Source organism: Paracnuella aquatica (genome assembly GCF_003332885.2).
Classification (GTDB): Bacteria; Bacteroidota; Bacteroidia; order Chitinophagales; family Chitinophagaceae; genus Flavisolibacter; species Flavisolibacter aquaticus.
Genome location: NZ_QOWJ01000001.1, coordinates 939,464 through 960,739, shown reverse-complemented (window position 1 = coordinate 960,739; position 21,276 = coordinate 939,464). Strand labels below are relative to the sequence as shown.

10 protein-coding genes are annotated in these 21,276 nt (G+C 49.7%); all 10 read left to right on the top strand.

From position 1 onward, the window contains the following. Positions 1 to 21: 21 nt before the first annotated feature. The 10 genes from DRJ53_RS04150 (at position 22) to DRJ53_RS04100 (ending at position 21,047) form a co-directional block, all read left to right on the top strand. Positions 22 to 1,152, top strand: coding sequence for an endo-1,4-beta-xylanase (locus tag DRJ53_RS04150; protein WP_114234276.1), 1,131 nt, complete (start codon positions 22 to 24; stop codon positions 1,150 to 1,152). A gap of 349 nt (positions 1,153 to 1,501) precedes the next feature. Further along, entirely contained in the window at positions 1,502 to 3,988 is a 2,487-nt protein-coding gene (locus tag DRJ53_RS04140) for a glycosyl hydrolase family 95 catalytic domain-containing protein (protein WP_241558449.1), read from the top strand. Positions 3,989 to 4,727: 739 nt separating this feature from the next. Then, the gene (locus DRJ53_RS04135) at positions 4,728 to 7,907 is read left to right on the top strand and encodes a SusC/RagA family TonB-linked outer membrane protein (protein ID WP_114234273.1); all 3,180 of its coding nucleotides are present in this window, start codon (positions 4,728 to 4,730) and stop codon (positions 7,905 to 7,907) included. A gap of 18 nt (positions 7,908 to 7,925) precedes the next feature. Beyond that, positions 7,926 to 9,758, top strand: a complete 1,833-nt coding sequence (locus DRJ53_RS04130) for a RagB/SusD family nutrient uptake outer membrane protein (protein WP_114234272.1) — start codon at positions 7,926 to 7,928, stop codon at positions 9,756 to 9,758. 79 nt (positions 9,759 to 9,837) lie between these two features. Then, positions 9,838 to 12,843, top strand: a complete 3,006-nt coding sequence (locus DRJ53_RS04125) for a SusC/RagA family TonB-linked outer membrane protein (RefSeq protein ID WP_114234271.1) — start codon at positions 9,838 to 9,840, stop codon at positions 12,841 to 12,843. A 41-nt stretch (positions 12,844 to 12,884) separates the two neighbouring features. After that, on the top strand, positions 12,885 to 14,654 hold the full coding sequence (locus DRJ53_RS04120; RefSeq protein WP_114234270.1) for a RagB/SusD family nutrient uptake outer membrane protein: 1,770 nt from the start codon (positions 12,885 to 12,887) through the stop codon (positions 14,652 to 14,654). 36 nt (positions 14,655 to 14,690) lie between these two features. Beyond that, positions 14,691 to 15,725, top strand: a complete 1,035-nt coding sequence (locus tag DRJ53_RS04115) for a DUF5627 domain-containing protein (protein ID WP_162303797.1) — start codon at positions 14,691 to 14,693, stop codon at positions 15,723 to 15,725. Between the two features lie 304 nt (positions 15,726 to 16,029). Further along, positions 16,030 to 17,958, top strand: a complete 1,929-nt coding sequence (locus DRJ53_RS04110; protein WP_241558448.1) for an alpha/beta hydrolase-fold protein — start codon at positions 16,030 to 16,032, stop codon at positions 17,956 to 17,958. Between the two features lie 193 nt (positions 17,959 to 18,151). Continuing rightward, positions 18,152 to 19,849, top strand: a complete 1,698-nt coding sequence (locus tag DRJ53_RS04105) for a glycoside hydrolase family 43 protein (protein WP_114234268.1) — start codon at positions 18,152 to 18,154, stop codon at positions 19,847 to 19,849. Positions 19,850 to 20,033: 184 nt separating this feature from the next. Continuing rightward, on the top strand, positions 20,034 to 21,047 hold the full coding sequence (locus DRJ53_RS04100; protein WP_114234453.1) for a zinc-binding alcohol dehydrogenase family protein: 1,014 nt from the start codon (positions 20,034 to 20,036) through the stop codon (positions 21,045 to 21,047). Positions 21,048 to 21,276: the final 229 nt, after the last annotated feature.

The window sequence follows — 21,276 nt, the reverse complement described above, 5'->3', positions numbered from 1 at the left end:
CCAAACGACCGAATAGCCATCATGAACACCATTTCGAAATTGCTTTTAGCTGCCGTTGCGCCCATTGCATTGGTACAATGCAGTACCAGTAAGAACGCCGGCAGTGCGACCAACGCCCCCAAGGGGTTGAAAGATTATTACAAAGATTATTTCCTCGTGGGTGGTGCCGTTACACCACGCCAGTTGAAAGGGCCAGACTCGGCGTTGATCGTAAACCATTTCAACAGCATTACTGCGGAGAATGCAATGAAGATGGGACCCATCCATCCAAAAGAGAACGAATACTTTTGGGATGATGCAGATGCTATTGCCAATTTTGCAAAAAAACATGGTCTGAAACTTCGGGGTCATACCCTTTGCTGGCACTCGCAGGCACCGGCCTGGATGTTTAAAAACGCGGAGGGCGGCGATGCCTCGAAAGAGTTGCTGCTGCAGCGTTTGCAAAGCCATATCAACACGGTTGTGAACCGTTATAAAGACCGCATCTACGCATGGGATGTGGTAAACGAAGTGATCGACGACAGAGATTCTGTTTTTTACCGCAGCACCCAGTGGACCAAAATCACCGGCGACGAGTTTATTGAAAAAGCATTTCGGTATGCCCACGCGGCAGATCCAAAGGCAGTGCTTTTTTACAATGACTACAACACGGAAAATCCAAAGAAGCGGGAAAAGATTTTCCAGATGGTAAAACGCCTGAAAGAAGCAGGTGTGCCCATTCATGGTGTTGGGCTGCAGGGACATTGGTCCATCAACAACCCGTCGCGTGAAGAGCTGGAAAAATCCATTCAGATGTTTTCCTCACTGGGCTTGCAGGTGCAGGTAACCGAGCTCGATGTTTCGGTATACGCCGGTCGCCAGGGCGGCCAGTTGATTCGCGGCCAACGCGATACGACTGCGGTGTACACTCCGGAAATGGAAGCCGCACAACGTGAAAAATACCAGATGATTTTTGACGTGTTCCGTCAAAATAAAGGCAAGCTTACAGGGGTTACATTTTGGAACCTGAGCGACCAGTACACCTGGCTGGATGGCCGTGGCCGTAAAAACTTTCCGCTGCTGTTCGACGTAAACCGCCAGCCTAAAAAGGCTTACTGGGATGTAATTGAATTTGCAACGAAAGGAGCGCCCAGTGCAGCTGCGCCGCTATAAATCATCTTTAAACGAAAAGAACAGCAGCCGCAGCCAATACTATCATAGAGCCTCGCATTAGTAAGGAATATAACAGCGCACTATTGGATCAAAACGATAGTGCGCTGTGTTTATATCTCTTTGTCGATGTTAACAGGCGACGGGCAAAATTTTGCACTGACCACTGAATCGGTGAACAATGTTTTTTGCCGGATTCGGCGCATCGCTGCTTGTCGATCGTGATCGTTGTCTTGCCTCATTCCCTTCTCATGTTTTTGCTTCGGTAAAAACTTTTTCGTTTTTAATTTTCGGAATGGTTCAGTACACATGCGTACCTTGATGCAGCCATCTTGAAACAACCCTTTTTGCTATGATGATCAACCATGCGTGCCGCAAGTGCGGTTTTCTGGTGCTCTTTTTTTTAATGCTCCTTGCAGCTAACGGCCTGGCACAGCCGAAACAGCCCTTAAAGCTTTGGTATAAACAGCCATCGGGCCGTGTTTGGGAAAATGCGTTGCCGATCGGCAACGGCCGCATGGGTGCCATGATCTATGGCAATGTGGAAAAAGAGCTCATCCAGTTGAACGAGCATACGGTTTGGAGCGGAGGCCCCAATCGCAACGACAACCCGTTGGCGCTGGATTCGCTGGCACTGGTGCGACAACTCATTTTTGACGGCAAACAAAAAGAAGCGGAGCGCCTGGCAAACCGGGTGATCATCACCAAAAAATCACACGGGCAAAAGTTTGAACCCATTGGCAGCCTGCAACTGGCTTTTGAAGGACACGAAAATTTTTCGGACTATCGCCGCGAACTGGATATCGAACGGGCTGTTGCCACAACAACCTACACGGCCAATGGCGTCACCTACACGCGGCAGGCCATTGCATCATTTCCCGATAGGGTAGTAGTGATGCGGCTAAGTGCCAACAAAGCGGGGAGCCTGTCGTTTGGCGCCACTTTTGCAACGCCGCAAAAGCGGGCTACCATTGCTACCACACCTGCAAAAGAGCTGACCATTTCCGGGATTACCTCCGACCATGAGTCGGTGAAAGGTATGGTGCAATATAAAGGCATCGTTCGGATGAAACTGGAAGGGGGTACGCTGACGGCAAACGATACGGCACTAATGGTAAGAGGCGCGAACGCTGTGACCATTTATATTTCGGCAGCTACCAATTTTATTAATTACAGCGACCTAGGCGGCGATGCGGACAAACGAGCAGCGGATTTCCTGAATAAGGCTTACGCAAAATCATTTGCCGCCATGCTGCCTACGCATGTGGCTGGTTACCAAAAATATTTTAACCGCGTAAAACTGGACTTGGGTACCACCGAAGCGGCTAGCCTGCCCACCGACGAGCGGCTGAAAGGTTTCAACAAAGTGGCCGATCCCAATTTTGTAACGCTGTATTACCAGTTTGGCCGTTACCTCCTGATTTCCTCATCGCAGCCCGGCGGACAGCCTGCCAACCTGCAAGGCATTTGGAACGACAAGATCAATCCGCCCTGGGACAGCAAGTACACCATCAATATCAACGCCCAGATGAATTACTGGCCGGCGGAGAAAACGGCACTGCCCGAATTACACGAGCCATTTTTGCGCATGACCCGCGAACTTGCCCAAACGGGGCAGCAAACGGCGCGGGATATGTACGGCGCCAGGGGTTGGGCAGCGCACCACAATACCGACATCTGGCGGGCCACCGGCGCCATCGACGGCGCTACCTGGGGTGTGTGGAGCGCTGCCGGCGGCTGGATGAGCCAGCACCTGTGGGAGCATTACCTGTATAGCGGCGATAAAGCATTTCTGGCGGACATTTATCCGGTTATAAAAGGTGCGGCTACTTTTTATGTTGATTTTTTGGTAGAACATCCCAAGCACAAGTGGCTGGTGATCAACCCCGATAGCTCGCCGGAGAATGCGCCGGCTGCCCACCAGGGCTCTTCGCTGGATGCCGGCACCACCATGACCAACCAGATCATCTTTGAATTGTTTTCCACGGCAATCCGTGCAGCGAAAATTCTGAATAAAGACGCTGCCTTTAGCGACACGCTGGAGCAGCTGCGCAAACGGCTGCCGCCGATGCAAATTGGCCAACATGGTCAGTTGCAGGAGTGGCTGGACGATATTGACGATCCTAAAGATGAGCACCGGCATATCTCGCACCTGTATGGACTGTTCCCGGCCAACCAAATATCAGCTTATCGTACACCAGAGTTGCACAGCGCTGCCAAAACCACCCTTACCCATCGTGGTGATGTTTCAACCGGTTGGAGCATGGGCTGGAAAGTCAACTGGTGGGCCCGCATGCTGGATGGCAACCATGCTTATAAATTGATTCAGAATCAGTTATCGCCGGTAACACCCGGCAGTCGTGGCGGCGGAACCTACAACAACCTGTTTGATGCACACCCGCCGTTCCAGATCGATGGCAACTTTGGCTGCACCTCGGGCATTACCGAAATGCTGATGCAAAGCGCCGGGGGCGAAGTGCACCTGCTGCCTGCTCTGCCCGATGTGTGGCAAGCAGGTAGCGTTAGGGGCATTAAGGCCATCGGCGGTTTCGAATTGGTGCAAATGGAATGGAAAGCGGGCAAATTGGTAAAAGCTGTGGTGCGGTCAAAACTGGGTGGCAACCTGCGGCTGCGGGTGCCCAATGCGGTAAAACTTGTCGGTGGAACAGGCCTACGCCCTGCTACCGGCAATAATGCCAATATATATTACCAGGTGGACGCCACACCGACGCCAATCATTTCTGAAAAAGCCAAGGTACAGCCTATTGCGTTGCAGGAGACGGTAGTTTACGACCTGCCAACGGTTGGGGGTAAGACGTATACGTTTGTAGCACAATAGTGCTGTTGTGGTCCAAAGTTGCTATAAAGGGTTGGAAATTCGTGCTGATCTATGAGCCGCTTAAGTACCGGTAGAAGCAATTACCGCCGGCAGTAAAATCCGCGATAAACAGTCGCAAACTTCACTCAGAAAATAAGATAACGGAAAATGAGCTGCCAGAATGGCGGCTCATTTCATTAAAAGAAGCAATATGCAACCGATTGCAATTTTCTCTAACATTTGCTGAACATTGCCTCCAAATTGTTAAACAGTCGACATTTGTTCCTACCGTTGTAAATACTTTTTTGCCTGTTTTAAACATTTGAACCATTTTTTTGCCATTCCATGCCCTATGGCAGGAGACGTTTCTGCGAATTTTAACACTTCGGAAGCTTGTGATGGAAAATTTTGAAGGTTTGGCAGAGCCGAATTGTTTTAAGCGAGTAATATTGGTTCAACTCGTCATTTCTGCCAAACGGGCAGGACTCGGCGAAATGGGATAAAAGCCACAAACAAATCGGGCATTTTCAGTAAAAGTGCTGCTGCCAAAAGGTGATTTAGGATACGCGACCGGTTTTCCCGGCGGGACTAAACTGCCCGCCACCAAACGATTGTTTTTTCACTAAAAAGTGCTGCTATATGAAGAAAATCTACCTCCACTTCAAGGTTTGATCCAGCTCGTCGCCCTGCGACCCAGCGCTGCGTTTCAATTTGGTCAACACCTGGCCCTTCAAACAAACCTTTAATTTATCAATCAAGTATGAAAAAGTCTAGACGACACTTGTCGCTTGGCGGAAACATTTTGCCTTACCGTTACTTTGTGTGGGCAAACTGTTGCCTGATCGCTTTGTTCGGTCTTTCAACGCAATCGTTTGCTGGTACACCACCCGGTACCGACAAATATGCGCCCCTTGCTTTGCCCGTTTCCGGTAAAGTAACCGACGACACTGGCCAGCCGCTTAGTGGCGCCACCATTACAGAAAAAGGAACCACGAATACAGCTGTCACCAAAGAGGACGGCTCGTTCTCACTTACGGTAGCTAACGAAAAATCAGTACTGGTCGTTTCTTTTGTCGGTTTTGCTTCAAAAGAAATTACACTCACCGCCGGACAAACCGGCAATATGCAAATTCAATTGGCCTCTTCAGCCCAGGAAATGGCTGATGTGGTTGTCGTAGGTTATGGCAAGCAGAAAAAAGAAAGCGTAGTTGCGGCCATCGCCCAAACCAGCGGTAAAGTATTACAGCGTGCAGGTGGTGTGTCCAACATTGGTGCGGCACTTACCGGTAACGTACCGGGTGTAATCACCGTTCAGGGTACAGGTATGCCGGGCCTTGAAGATCCGCAGATTTTTATCCGCGGCCAGGGAACCTGGAATGCCGCCGGTCCGTTAATCCTCGTGGATGGTATTGAACGTTCGATGAACGGCGTGGACATTGGTTCCGTTGAAAGCATTTCCGTTTTAAAAGATGCGTCGGCTACAGCCGTATTTGGTGTAAAAGGTGCCAACGGTGTAGTACTCATCACTACTAAAAGAGGTGTGGAAGGCAAAGCCAACATTAATGTAACGGTAAACTCCACGCTGAAAATGCCATCGCGTTTGCCTGAGAAATATGATGCTTACGACGCTCTGATGATCCGCAACATGGCTATTGAGCGGGAATTGGCTGTGAGCCCCGGCTCATGGGCAGATTACACGCCAATGGCGCGGATCGACAAATACCGCAACCCAGCCAACGCGGCCGAAGCGGAGCGCTATCCTAATATTGACTGGCAGCGTGAGTCGGTGAAAAAACTGGCCACCGCACAAAACGCCAACATCAGCATTTCGGGTGGTTCTCCATTTGTAAAATACTTTAGCTCGGTAGATATCCTCCATGAAGGTGATATCATGAAAATTCCGGGCAATGGCAAAGGTTACTCGCCAGGTTTCAGCTACGACCGATTGAACCTGCGCACCAACCTTGATATCAAACTGACCAAAAGCACCACGCTTTCTACCAACCTGGCCGGTATGTTTGGTAAACGCCAAACTACGTACAGCGGGTTTGAATATGCCTGGTACCAGGGTATCTATGGCAACGCGCCTGACCTGTTTTATCCCATTTATGCCGATGGCTCGTATGGATATTATCCAAACGACCCGGTTGCAACCAACAACCCTGCCCTGATCCTGGGTAACAACGGTGTGCGGAACGAAAAGTCTACGCAGATCAACACCGACTTTATCCTGCAACAAGACCTGGGTGCACTGGTAAAAGGCCTGACCTTCCGCGGTAGCTATTCCGTGGATAACCGCTTCCTGGCTGTGGGTGGCATCACCGACGGTGGTAGCGCTGTTACCAAATGGATCGATCCGAACACCGGCGAGATCCGTTACGGCAACGTAACCGGTGTAAACCAATTTGATTACGTAGTGCCACAGTGGGGCACTGCCGCAGACGCTTTCCAGAACGGTAATACATTCAGAAGAAATGTGTACCAGGCTCAGCTGAACCACGCTGCTAGAATTGGCCGGCACAATATCTCTACCATGGGCCTGTTCATGCGTAATGAAAGTGCCAACGGTAGCGCATTCCCCGACTTCCGCGAAGACTGGGTTTTCCGTGGTACCTACAATTTTGCCAACCGCTACTTTGTTGAATTCAACGGAGCTTACAACGGTTCGCAAAGATTTGGTCCGGACTACCGCTTCGACTTTTTCCCATCTGCAGCTATTGGCTGGACGCTGACGAACGAGAAATTCATGTCGAACCTGCGTTGGGTTTCTTCGCTGAAACTCCGTGGCTCGTACGGCCAAGTGGGTAGCGACCAAATCAACGGCAACTACCTGTACCTGACGCAGTGGGGCTTTGGTGGATCTGCCCGCCTTGGCGATAACAACAACAACGCCAACAGCCCATACCAGTGGTTCCGCGAAAGTGTAATTGGTAACCCCGATATCCATTGGGAAACCGTTACCAAAGCAAACATTGGCGTGGATTATTCCCTGTTCCGTGGTTTGATTGAAGGTAGCGTTGAATTTTACCGCGATTACCGCACCAACGTATTGATTGCTGGTGGACAGCGTGCAGTACCCGTGTATTTTGGTGGTACACCGCCTCCGGCAAACCTGGGTGAAACTGTAGTACAGGGTTACGAGGTCGAATTGAAATTCAACAAGCGCATCAACTCCGATGTACGCCTGTGGGGTAACATAGCCATCACCCATGCAAAAGACCGCGTTATTTTCCGCGATGATCCCCAACTGCTAGATGATTACCTGAAGCAAGCCGAATTCCAGATTGGCCAATCTCGTTCGCATGTTCGTGCCGGTTATTTCAACAACTGGGATGAAGTGTACGGTAGCACCAGGCTGGACCAGAACGATAACAACAAGTTCCCCGGTCATTTCAACCTGATCGACTTTAATGGTGACGGTGTGATCAACAACTTTGATAACGTGCCTTTTGGTTTCCCTTCAAGGCCACAAAACACCTACACTGCCAGTGTTGGATTTGACTACAAGCGTTTTGCCTTGTTTGTACAGTTCTACGGTGTAAATAACGTAACCCGCGAATTGACCCAAACCAACTTTGGTGCACGCCTGAACACCGTGTTCGATCAGGGTGATTACTGGGCAAAAGACAACCAGGATGCAAGAGGCCCGCTGCCTCGTTGGAAATCCCTGTCTTACGGTTCATCATACGGCGACTTCTTTCTGTACGACGGCTCTTACCTGCGCCTGAAAACAGCTGAAATCTCCTACACCTTGGATCCTAATTGGGTGAAGAGAGCAGGCGTTCAATCGTTGCGTGTTTTTGCCAACGGTAACAACCTGACTTTCTGGAGCAAAATGCCCGATGACCGCGAAGCAAACGTGGGAAACGGCAACACTTCGGGCCAGGGTGCTTACCCAACTGTTCGCCGTGTGAATTTTGGCTTTAACCTCAGTTTATAACATTTACAAACACACAATATGAAATTGTCTAAGAAACTGACGCTGTCTGTAAGTGTACTGCTTCTTGTTTTTGGACTCGGGTCCTGCAAAAAGTACCTCGACAGGCCGCTGGATGCAAACATCTCCGAAAGAGACGTGTTCACCAACTTCCGCAGCTTCCAGGGCTTTACCGAAGAATTATATCATGCGCTTCCGGATATGACCAAGTCTACCTGGAACAATGAGTGGAATATGGGCGATGACATGTTATCGACCACCAACGCCAACTACCGCATCAATGCAGAATTTGACAACGGTAACTACCGCGCCTGGCAAACAGGCGGTGGCGGCTGGGACAACAGCTGGCTCGACGACAACGGCTCCGGACCCAACAACCTGGGCACCGATCCCCAAAGGAAAGGATTGTGGCCGCTGAGCTGGTATGGCATCCGCAAGGCAAACGTAGGTTTGGCCAATCTGGACAAGCTCACGAATGCTACCGACGAAGAGAAGAATGTGCTGAGAGGCCAACTCCTGTTTTTCCGCGGTTTTTTCCATTTCCAGTTAATGAGTTTCTGGGGTGGTCTTCCTTACATCGACACCGTGTTGTCGAGCTCGGCAACGTTGACGCTGCCAAGGTTGAGCTACCGCGAAACCGCACTGAAAGCTGCTAAGGACCTTGAAGACGCTGCAGCCTTGCTGCCCAAAAACTGGGATGCTTCGCCTGTAGGCCAGTTGACACAAGGTTTGAACAAGCAACGCGTTACTTCTTCAACTGCGTTGGCTATTAAAGGCCGCAACCTGCTGTACGCCGCCAGCCCGATGCAGAACCAAATGGAAACCGGCGTAAACGATTACGACGCCGAACTGAGCAAACAAGCTGCTGATGCATTTGCCCGTGTGATCCGGATGTCGGAAAGCGGGGAATCGCAGTACAAACTGCTGCCCTGGGACAAATGGAGCGAAAACGTATTCACCATTTCTCCCGATGGTCGTCACCCAGGATATCCTGAAGTAATTTTTGGACCACCCACTTACGAATCATGGCGTTCACGCTGGTCGCTGGTAAACATGTTCATTCCACCACCACTGGGTGGCGAAGCGGGCATTTCTTCTCCGGCAGCCAACTATGTGAACTATTTCGGTATGGCCAATGGCTTGCCGCTTGATGCAGCAGGTTCCAATTACGATCCTTCCGATCCCTGGTCAAACCGTGATCCGCGTTTCTACAAATCAATTACTTATGATGGCGTTCGCATGATCCGTGGTACGGGCAATGCCGACTATCGTTTTGCAAACCTGTTCAACGGCGGCAACCTGCGCCTGGAAAGCACTGCAAGCCGTTCGGGCTACCTGGTGCGCAAGTTTGTAACCGACGGTTGCAACAACGTGGACAACGAGTGGAACAACATCAACATCGTAGTGCCTTACCTCCGTTTGGCCGACGTTTACCTGATGTATGCCGAAGCTGTATTGCATGGCTACGGCACACCGCAAAGCAGCGTACCCGGCACTTTAACCGCAGTTGAAGCTGTAAATAAAGTAAGAACAAGAGCTGGCATCCCTGGTGTTGACCAACGGTTCCTGGGTTCGAAAGAAGCCTTTATGAGCGAACTGATGCGTGAAAGGGCTGTTGAACTGGCTTTTGAAGGCCTGCGCTGGCACGACCTCCGTCGCTGGAATGTTGCCGACCAAATGAAATACCGCGAAAAAACGGTGATCGACTTTGATCGCGGCCCCAACGGCAAACCAATCAACCTGCGCGAACGTGTAGTGGTAACCCGTGTTTTTGAAAAGAAACACAACTGGCTGCCCCTGCCCAACAACCAGGTAAACCTTTACCCCTCGTTCGGTCAGAACGAAGGCTGGTAAGCGGCAGTTTTTTGCCCAAGAAAATGCAGTGTTCAGGGCAATGCTGCAGCAACTATGGATTCAATTTAAATAAAATCTAATGAGATACATTAGGATATGGATGTTTGCGCTCTGTGCGTTATGCATCTTATCAAAAACATCGATGGCGCAGACAGAGGGACAAGTAACTGTGGCGTCAGTTGTATACGATGATCGAGGAAAACCTGTGACCGGAGCGCTGATTACCGGCAATGGTGGAAAAGCAACTGCTTTTACTGATGCATCAGGACGTTTTTCCATTGAAGTGCCCTCAGATGCGGTAGTATTGGTAAATGCCAAAGGCTACCGGGTACAAACGCTGCGGGCCAATGCAATTCCCCAAACCATCCGCCTTGTTGTGGATGGCCAAAGCACAGAGGTGTACGTGCCCTTTGGTAAAGTTGACCGAAAGGACCTGACCGGCGCCGTTAGTGTGCTGAACCCTGATACTTATATCGACAAAGACTTCAACACTTCGGTTGAAGCCGGTATGAACGGAAGGGTAGCAGGTGCGCTGTGGAGCAACAACATCTGGGGTATGGAAAATGCTGCAGTTTTCATCGACGGTATCCGTCGTGAGTTCAGCGATATTACCCTGGTGGAAGTAGAACAGATCACCGTGCTGAAAGGTGCCAATGCAGTTGCGCTGTATGGCACACAAGGCGCAAAAGGTGTAATCCTGATCACTTCTAAAAAAGGTGAAGCAAACGCCAAGAACATTTCGGTGCGGGTAAACCAGGGCATTGCCATGCCAAGGGCGCTTCCCAAGTTCCTCAACTCGGCCGACTACATGACTTATTTCAATGAAGCACGCCGCAACGATGGACTGCCCGAGACGTTCAGTGCTGAAATGATCCAGAACCATAGTGGTGGTAACCCATATCGCTATCCAAGCGTTGATTACTACTCCGATGACTACCTGAAAAAATTCCAGAGTGCAACCGATGCCAACGCTGAATTTTCGGGTGGATCAAGCATTGCTCGTTTTTACTCAAATGTGGGCTTCTCCAACAGCTCCACATTGCTGAAAGTAGGAGAGGGCAAAAACGAAAACGACAGCCGCTTGAACGTTCGTGGTAACGTAGATCTGAAGTTGAATGACAAGATTTCGAGCTCGATCTATGTGTCTGCAATCTTCCGCGATTCGAGAAGGGCAAGAACCAACTACTGGAACAACGCAGCAACGTTGTTGCCTAACCGCTTTACGCCGCTGATCCCGGTGAGCCTGATTTCACCAAACGATAAAGCATCCCTGGGTATCGTTGATGCGAGCCGCAACCTGTTGGACGGCCAGTACCTGTTGGGTGGTTTGCAAAGCTTTCAAACCAACCCCATCGCAGATCTTTATTCTGCAGGCTACGACCGCAACATCCAACGCGTATTGCAGGTTACCAACGAGATCAATGCCAATTTAAGCAGTGTGCTGAACGGCTTGTCGTTCCACACCTTGTTTAACCTGGATTATCGCAACTCATACCTGCAGTCGATCAGCAACACATATGCAGTGTACCAGCCTACCTGGAATGCAACTGCTGACACCATCACCAGGTTGCAGAAGTTTGGCGAAGACACAAGGCCCGGTACGCAGAATATCAACAACACTGCACAGCGCCAGAACAACAGCTTTGCTGCATGGTTTGGCTACGACCGTTCTTTTGCCGGTGCACACAATGTATCTGCTAAGTTGCTGGGCTACACGTCTTCTATTTCTGTGAACGATGTGTTCCAGCCCATCACCGCTTCGCATCTGGGTGTGCAGGTAGCGTACAACTTTAAAAACCGCTACTGGGCTGACTTCAGCGGCAATTATGCCAACTCAACCCGTTTGCCCGAAGGCAACCGTACGGCCCTGTCGCCAACCCTTAGCCTGGGCTGGTTGCTGAGCGCTGAAAATTTCCTGGCCAACTCTACCGCGGTGAACCACCTGAAGCTTTCTGCTTCTGCCGGTATCATCAATACGGACCTGGATATCAGGAGAAACAACGCGGATGCGTTCTTTATTTACAACAACATCTATGGCCGCGGTGCCGGCTACAACTGGAATGATGCCGTTGGTGGTTCTAACCAAACAACCACTTCTCAATTTGGTGCCAATCCAAACCTCACCTTTCCTAAAAGGAGAGAGCTGAATGCAACTTTGGAGGGTTCGTTTTTCAACAACCTGATTCAATTGCAAACAACGGTGTTCAGAACAGAAATGGCTGGCCAGCTGACCCAAAGGTTTTCGCAGTATCCCAACTATTTCAACACCTTTATTCCGTTTACCAACTACAACACCGATCAGCGCAGTGGCTTTGATCTGATGCTGAACGTAAACAAGAAGATCGGTGCATTTGAGATCAGCCTGGGTACCAACACCACCTATGCTACTTCAAAAGTGCTGGATCGCGATGAGCTGAATTTGGATGCCTACCAAAACCGTGCGGGCAAACCAGTTGACGCCATCTTTGGTTTGGTAAACCAGGGCTTTTTCAATGACCAGAACGAGATCAGCAACAGCCCACGCCAGTTGTTCAGCACGGTGCTGCCCGGCGACATTAAGTATGTTGACCAAAACGGCGACAACCTGGTCGACACCCGTGATGACGTGATGATCGGCCGCTTTATTGCGCCATGGAACTACGGTCTGAACTTGAATGTTGGCTACAAAAATTTCAACCTGTTTGTACTGGGAACCGGCAACTCGGGTGGTTATGGTATTAAAAACAATAACTACTTCTGGGTGAGCGGTGACCTCAAGTATTCTGAAGTGGTGCTGGACCGCTGGACTCCTGATACAAAAGCTACAGCAAGCTACCCACGCCTAAGCTCGCAACAGAGCAACAACAACTTCCGTACTTCTGATTTCTGGCTGTATAAAACCGACCGGTTCAACCTGGCCAAGGTGCAGCTGACTTACGAACTGCCGGCAAGTGTTTTTGGCAAATCGTTCGTGCGGGGCCTGATGGTGTACGTTTCTGGTGCTAACCTGTACACTTTCTCGAAAAACCGTGAGATACTGGATCTGAATATCGGCTCTGTACCACAGTTGAGACATTACAATGCTGGTGTTAGGGCCAGGTTTTAAAGAATAATCTTACGTGGTGACACGTAGCAAAAATAATTAGCATGTACAAAAAACTACTGCTACCGCTTGCAGTCGGGATAGTGTTTGCAAGCTGCAAAAAGAACCTAGAACCGCAATTTGATAACCACCGTACACTTGAAGGCATTTACAAAGATCCCGGATACGCGGAAGGGGTTTTGTTGAATGCGTACACCAGGATTCCAACCAACCGGTTCACCTTTAGTGAGGTGGCTACCGATGATGCCGTAACAAACGATAAGTTCAGCCCGTTGCTCAACATGGCAACCGGCTCCTGGTCGGCCGCCAACAACCCGGTTGACCAATGGAACAACTCGTACACGGCCATCATGTACATCAACCTGTTCCTGCGCGAAGTGGACAGCGTAAACTGGGCACCCATGAGTGGCGCAAATGTGCGCCGGTTGTACACCGATCGCTTCAAGGGTGAAGCCTACGGTTTAAGGGCGCTCTTTATGTTCCACCTGTTGCAGTCGCATGGCGGCGTTGGTGCAAACGGCCAGTTGCTGGGCGTGCCCATCATCACCGAAGCACTGGAACCCAATTCTGATTTCAGCCGTCCACGGGCCACTTTCGAACAGTGCGTGCAGCAGATTTATGCCGACCTTACTGAGGCGGAAAAATACCTGCCGCTTGATTACCTGTTCCAGGACATCACCGATCCTACGGCTTTGCCCCCAAAATATGCAGGCATCCAAACCGGTGATTACAATCGTGTATTTGGCCGCTTTGCTCGCCAGCGTATGTCGGGCCGCATTGTAAAAGCAGTTCGTGCCAAAACCGCACTGCTGGCTGCAAGCCCCGCGTTTAACACGCAATCGGCACAAGCTAAATGGGAAGAGGCTGCCAACTTAGCGGGTGAAGTATTGACGCTGAATGGCGGCATCAATGGGCTGGATCCAAAAGGCGGTTTGTTTTATACTGCCGATAACGTGAACCTGCTCAACACCAGCCCAAGCTCCGGCTCGCCAATCGAGCAGCGCGAAATGCTGTGGCGTGGCAACATTGAAAACACCAACAACATGGAGGTTGACAACTATCCACCATCGCTGTTTGGTAATGGCCGTGTAAACCCCACTCAGAATTTGGTAGATGCATTTCCAATGGCAAACGGTTATCCCATCACGGATCCTGCCAGCGGTTACGATCCAAATAACCCGTATAATGGTCGCGACCCAAGGTTGAAGAATTACATCGTGGTAGACAACTCGTCGATGAGGAGTACAACCATCCGCACAAAGGTGGATAACCCAACCAATGACGCGGTTGACTTCCTGCCTACCTCAACCCGGACCGGCTTTTACCTGCGCAAGCTGCTGAACGAAACAGTGAACGCAAATCCAACAGCCCGCACCAGCCAGAAGCATTACCCAGTGCACATCAGGTATACTGAAATATTCCTGGCTTATGCCGAAGCGGCCAATGAAGCATGGGGACCAGACGCGACCGGTACCTTTGGTTTTTCTGCACGTGACGTGATCGCTGCACTGCGTAAAAGAGCAGGCATTGCACAGCCCGATAACTTCCTGGCTTCTGTTGCTTCGAAAGAAGCAATGCGCGACCTGATCCGCAACGAACGCCGCCTGGAGTTGAGCTTTGAAGGCTTCCGCTTTTGGGATCTGCGCCGCTGGAAAGCAACGCTTACCGAACCGGCAAAAGGCGTGATCATCAACAACAATACATACAATGTAAGAACCGTGGAGAATAGGCAATACACCAATGATATGTATTATGGTCCTATCCCTCAGTTAGAGGCACTGAAAGCCAACCTGGAACAAAACAGGGGTTGGTAAACCGGTAACCTAATTCATAATCATTAAATAAGAATGATGAAACGAGTTTATTTAATAGGCGCATTGATGATGGTATTACTTGCCGCCTGTAACAAGGAAAATGAATTTCCGAATTATAAGTACTCCACGGTGTACTTTCCTTACCAGTCGCCCATCAGAACGATTGTGCTCGGCGAAGATATATTTGACAATACGTTGGACAACCAGCGCAAGTTCATGATCATGGCATCGATGGGTGGTGTGTATGAAAACAAGAAAGATGTAACGCTCAGCGTGGAACTGGATAACTCACTGGCTCAGCGGCTGCGCTTCGACCCCAACAATGGCGGTGGCGAAGTGGTGCCCATGCCCAGCAATTATTATGTGTTGCCCAACGAGATGAAAATCAAAATCCCTGCAGGTAAAGTGATCGGCGGCCTGGAAGTGCAACTGACCGATGCGTTTTTTGCGGATCCCCGTTCGGTAAAAAACACGTTTGTAATTCCCCTGCGAATTACCGGTGTTGAAGGTGCCGATTCGGTGCTCAGAGGTACCAGCGCCAAAGCCGGTGCTGATCCCCGCCTGGCTGGCGATTGGAGCGTAGCACCCAAGGATTATGTATTGTATGCAGTTAAATACATCAACCCATACCACGGTGCTTACCTGCGCCGCGGTGTTACCGAAGTAAAAGGCGAGGGTGGCAACACCAGCCTGGACACAACAGTGCGGTATCGCAACGAGTTTATTGAACGCGACCAGGTGGTTAACCTGTTTACCCGTTCGCTCACACAGGACACCATTTCTTTGAACTCGAAAAACAAGGGCAATGTCAATGCACCGTTCCAGGCATTCCTCAATTTTGACAACAACGGAAAGATCACGGTTACAGGGCCGGCTAATGCTACGTACACCGTAACTGGTAGCGGCCAGCTAACACCAAAAGGCGACATGTGGGGCAATGAAAAGCGTGACGTGTTGCACCTGAAATACTCGGTTAATTTTGGTGCTACTGTACATAACCTCACCGACACCTTGGTGATTCGGGACAGGGGCGTGAAGTTTGAAACTTTTGCACCGGTAGTGAATCCTTAATACACTCACTGGATCCTTGTAAAGTCAGTAATTAATATTGTTGCCCGGCGTACATTGTATTGATGCAAAGTAGCCGGGCAACACTTTACACGGCAGATAGTAAATTGAAAGAATGGGCAGCTAGGTATTCAATGACGTTGTTGGTCGTTTTTTATAAACGACATAATCCTACGTTTTGAAAACACCCTAAACATATTTTTTTGTTTGCCATTACGGCCCTTTCCATCTGCCAGCGAAATTTTTTCGAGTAAGAAATCAACGTTTACGCCTTACAAGCTTGTGCTCCATAAACCATCCTTATAGTATGACCATGAGAAAGTTTTGTACGTTAATGACCGGCCTTCTAACCCTTGCTTTTACGGCTGGGGCGCAAAGCATCGAAAAAGAAATGCCACAGGGTTTTGATGTGGCACAGGCCGGCATTGCCCAGGGGAAAATTGATACCATTACCTACAATTCAAAAACGGTAGGTTCTAAGCGCAGGGCGTTGGTATACACGCCGCCAGGTTTTTCCAAAAGCAAAAAGTACCCGGTGCTGTACCTGCTGCACGGCATCGGCGGCGATGAAAAAGAATGGCTGAACGGCGGCAAACCACAAGTGATATTGGACAACCTGTATGGACAGGGAAAGCTGCAGCCGATGATCGTGATCATGCCCAATGGCCGCGCCATGAAAGACGACCGCGCTACGGGCAACATCATGGCGCCGGATAAAGTGCAGGCGTTTGCCACGTTTGAAAAAGACCTGCTCACCGACCTCATTCCTTACGTTGAAAAAACTTTCCCGGTACTGAAAGACCGCGAACACCGCGCCATTGCGGGTTTGTCGATGGGCGGCGGCCAGTCGCTCAATTTTGGCCTGGGCAACTTAGATAAATTTGCTTGGGTGGGTGGCTTTTCATCGGCGCCCAATACCAAGATGCCGGCGCAATTGGTACCCGATCCTGCAGCAGCTGCAAACAAATTAAAACTACTGTTTATTTCCTGCGGCGATGCCGATGGTTTGCTGAATGTAAGCAAGCGTACACACGATTACCTGGCGGAAAAAGAAGTGCCGCATATCTACTACCTCGAACCCGGCGGACATGATTTTAAAGTTTGGAAAAACGGGTTGTACATGTTCTCGCAATTCCTTTTCAAGCCGGTTGATCCTTCCACTTTTTCGAAATACACCGTACTGGGTACAGCGGCTGCAACAAATGTGCGTAATGCAAAATACCCGCAGGTGCTGCCCGATAACCGCGTGGTATTTCGCATGAAAGCACCGGAAGCACAAAAGCTGCAAATCGACCTCGGTAAGAAATACGATATGGCAAAAGACACCGGCGGTTTCTGGCAGGTAACTACCGACTCCATCGGCGAAGGTTTTCATTACTATTCCTTGCTGATTGATGGCGTGCCGGTAGCCGACCCGGCCAGCGAAACTTTTTACGGTATGGGCCGCATGGCCAGCGGTATTGAAATTCCGTTTGTGCGTGGGGGTTATTATGGCGTAAAAGATGTGCCGCACGGCGATATCCGGATCAAGCGATATTTTTCCAATGCCACCAACTCATGGCGCCAGTTTTACCTGTACACACCACCAGGCTACGACAACAGCGCCGAAAAATACCCCGTGTTGTACCTGTTGCATGGCGGTGGCGAAGACCAGCGCGGATGGGCCACGCAGGGCAAAACCGACCTAATCCTCGATAACCTAATTGCCGAACAAAAAGCAAAGCCCATGCTGGTGGTGATGGTCGATGGAAACCTCAGTGGCGGTGGTGCCGGTGGCTTTGGCGAACAGGCACTGCGCATGTTTGAGAACGAGTTGAAGAACGCCGTTATTCCTTTTGTTGAAAAAAATTACCGCGTACAAACCGATGCAAAAAGCCGTGCACTGGCCGGCCTGTCGATGGGCGGTTTGCAAACGCTGTATGCCGGTGTAAAAAACACCAATATGTTTTCTTATCTCGGCGTGTTTAGCTCGGGCTGGTGGACCAACCAGCCTGCATTGTCGAACCCGCAATACGAGTTTATGAAAACAAATGCCGCAACCATAAACAACAACCTGAAATCATTTTGGATATCGATGGGTGGTAAAGAAGATATTGCCCACAACAACTGCCAGGCCATGATGAAAAAGTTTGATGAACTGGGGGTGAAGTACACCTACAGCGAGTACCCCGGCGGACATACATGGCCCGTGTGGCGCAACAACCTGTACAACTTTGCGCAGGTTCTTTTTAAATAATGCAGGAAATATAAAAGATGTAAGGGGCACGCAACCCGTACCTGCGGTTGCGCATCTATTCTTGAACATCGTTAAAGGCAGTTGCATTTGCAAAACTATTTTGCACTAATACATTTAACTGCACTGATTTTAAAAAAGAGGTCTCAATGCATCGCTCTGTTTATAAAGTGTTCACCCAATTTAACATCCCGAAATGATGAAATTGAAAGTCATTTTACTGGCTCTTTTCAGCACTGTTTTTTTATCGCTGCACAGCCAGCAAACGTACCAGAACCCGATCCTTGCAGGCTTTTATCCCGACCCGAGTATTACCCGTGCCGGCGATGATTACTACATCGTCAACTCTTCGTTTGCTTATTTTCCGGGGCTGCCTATTTTTCATAGCAAAGACTTGGTAAGCTGGAAGCTGATTGGTCATGCACTGGACCGGCCCGAGCAACTGCCGTTGATTGGCGCAGGCGTTTCCCGCGGTTTATTTGCACCGGCCATTTCTTACTACAAAGGCAAGTTCTACATTGTTTGTACCCTTATTGATCGCGGCGGCAACTTTGTAATCACTGCCGACAATCCTGCAGGCCCCTGGAGCAATCCAACTTATATCAAAGAAGTAAATGGCATTGATCCGTCGCTTTTTTTCGACGAGAAAAACGACAAGGCATACATCGTGTACAACAGCGATCCGCCCAACCGCAAAACACTTTGGAACGGCCACCGCACCATCCGCATGTACGAGTTTGATTACAACAACAAAAAAGTAATAGGCGAGGAGAAGCTGCTGGTGAATGGCGGTGTGGACACTTCGAAACATCCGGTATGGATTGAAGCGCCGCATATTTACCACATCAATGATTGGTACTACCTGATGTGTGCCGAAGGCGGCACTGCATACAATCACTCTGAGGTGGTGTTTCGCAGCAAATCGCCGGAAGGCCCGTTTGTGCCTTGGGATAAAAACCCGATCCTGACCCAACGCCATTTGGACCGCTCCAGGAAAAACCCGGTAACCACTGCTGGCCATGCCGACCTGGTGCAAACACAAAATGGCAGCTGGTATGCCATTTACCTGGCCTGCCGCCCTTACGAAGGCGACCTGTACAACATTGGCCGCGAAACATACATGAACCCCGTGACCTGGACGGAAGACGGGTGGCCGGTGATTTTGCAGGGCGACGAAGCGATCAAGTTCAGTTATCCTTTGCCACTTCCCAATGTAAACAGCAAACCGGTGAACAACTTCACCGGCAACTATACTTTCCGCGACGAGTTTGACAATACAAAACTCGATATGCGCTACACGTTTCTGAGAACGGTTACGGAAAAATGGTACAACACTGGTGAAGTAAAAAGCAAGCTTGGTATTGCCTTACGGCCTGAAACTGTAGGCGGACGTGCCAACCCTTCATTTGTTGGTTTCCGCCAGGCGCACAACCAAGCTATTGCCACTACCAAGTTGCAGTTCAAACCTGCGGCTGAAAATGAAAAGGCGGGTTTGGTGATTTTCCAAAACGAGCGGACATTTTACTATGTATGTAAATCCATCAGCGAGGGTAAGCCCGTGGTGCAATTGTACCAGGGCACTAAAGATTCGCTCAACATGCAATTGCTGCAACAACAGGCTGCAGGCAGCGGTGATGTGCACCTGCGCATCGAGCCAAAGAATGCGGTGTACACTGTTTCTTTTTCAAACGATGGGAAAGTTTGGAAAAAACTGAAGGACGTGGACGGAACCATCCTGAGCACGGAAAAAGCCGGCGGTTTTGTGGGTTCTGTTTTTGGTTTGTATGCAACATCGTTGGGAAAGCCAAGCAGCAGCAAAGCATACTTCGACTGGTTTGAGTACAAAGGTGCCGATCCGGTGTTCCAGCAACAAAGCACCGTTTTGTCACGATAAGAAAATCGATCTTCGTTAGGCAGCTTTGAACAACTACGTGGGTTTATATTTTTTATAAAACACGTTGCTTTTTCAAAGCTGTCTTATTTTTAAGCAGGCATGGTAGCAAATGCTCCGTCGTGGAGTATCAAAAAAGAAAGCTATCCGCATTTATACAATCCTTTTTACAACAAAGTTTACAGTATTGAAAACGCTGGTCTGCACTGAACCCGGAAATTTTGATTACAGCACCGAAGAAATGCCGAATCTCGAAGCCGGTATGGCGCTCATTAAGGTAAAACGCATTGGCATTTGCGGCACCGACCTGCATGCTTTTGAAGGCACACAGCCATTTTTTAATTACCCACGCATATTGGGCCATGAGCTGTCTGGAGAGTTGGTGGCCGTAGACGGCGCACCAGGGTTTGTTCCCGGCGAAGCGGTTACTTTTATTCCTTATTTCAACTGCGGTAACTGCGTTGCATGTCGCAAGGGTAAACCCAATTGCTGCGTCAACATCAGTGTTTGCGGTGTGCATTGCCACGGTGGTATGCGCGAATACATCCAGGTGCCAGTCGATAAATTGGTACATGGCGAAGGTCTGAGCTTCGATGAACTGGCCTTGGTGGAGCCGCTGGCCATTGGGGCACACGGGGTTCGACGGGCTGGCGTAATGGCTGGTGAAAATGTGTTGATAATTGGTGCGGGGCCGATTGGTTTGGGCACAATGGAATTTGCCCGCATTGCAGGTGGCAAGGTCATAGCGATGGACATCAACCAGGACCGACTCCGTTTTTGCAAAGAACGGTTAGGTGTGGCCCATACGGTAAATGCAAAGGCTGCCGATGCAAGGGAGCAACTGGAACAAATCACCGGCGGCGATATGCCCACGGTGGTGATCGATGCGACCGGGAGCATTGCAGCCATCAACAAAGGATTTGAATATATGGCGCATGGGGCTCGGTATGTACTAATTGGTTTGCAACGGGAAAATTTAAGCTTTAGTCATCCCGAGTTTCACAAACGCGAAGGCACGCTGATGAGCAGCCGCAATGCCACCCGGCAAGATTTTGAACACGTAATTGCCTGCATGAAGCGCGGAGAGGTAGCACCGGCCACATACATTACGCACCGCGTGACGTTTGATGCCGTAAAAGAAAATTTTGAAAGCTGGCTGGATCCAAAAAACGGTGTGATCAAGGCAATGGTGGAACTGTAATGTTGCAATCCGTGATTGCTAGATTTTGTTTGTAACCCAATTGATCTTTTCACTGCACTTTTGCGGTGCGCTGGTGACAAAACTTTCCCGAACATTTGCTGCAATATTTTAAACAATAATGCTACTGAAGAATTGCGAAATCCGTGATCTTTAAAGCAATTAAATGGAGCGGGCATTTTATGTGCCCACATCAAATATTCTATTCCTGTACTTTCTGAAATCGATTGCT

Coding starts and splice junctions, on each gene's coding strand:
- DRJ53_RS04115 (WP_162303797.1), top strand. CDS start 14,691: ATGAAACGAGTTTATTTAATAGGCGCATTGATGATGGTATTACTTGCC.
- DRJ53_RS04105 (WP_114234268.1), top strand. CDS start 18,152: ATGATGAAATTGAAAGTCATTTTACTGGCTCTTTTCAGCACTGTTTTT.
- DRJ53_RS04130 (WP_114234272.1), top strand. CDS start 7,926: ATGAAATTGTCTAAGAAACTGACGCTGTCTGTAAGTGTACTGCTTCTT.
- DRJ53_RS04150 (WP_114234276.1), top strand. CDS start 22: ATGAACACCATTTCGAAATTGCTTTTAGCTGCCGTTGCGCCCATTGCA.
- DRJ53_RS04110 (WP_241558448.1), top strand. CDS start 16,030: ATGACCATGAGAAAGTTTTGTACGTTAATGACCGGCCTTCTAACCCTT.
- DRJ53_RS04125 (WP_114234271.1), top strand. CDS start 9,838: ATGAGATACATTAGGATATGGATGTTTGCGCTCTGTGCGTTATGCATC.
- DRJ53_RS04140 (WP_241558449.1), top strand. CDS start 1,502: ATGATGATCAACCATGCGTGCCGCAAGTGCGGTTTTCTGGTGCTCTTT.
- DRJ53_RS04120 (WP_114234270.1), top strand. CDS start 12,885: ATGTACAAAAAACTACTGCTACCGCTTGCAGTCGGGATAGTGTTTGCA.
- DRJ53_RS04135 (WP_114234273.1), top strand. CDS start 4,728: ATGAAAAAGTCTAGACGACACTTGTCGCTTGGCGGAAACATTTTGCCT.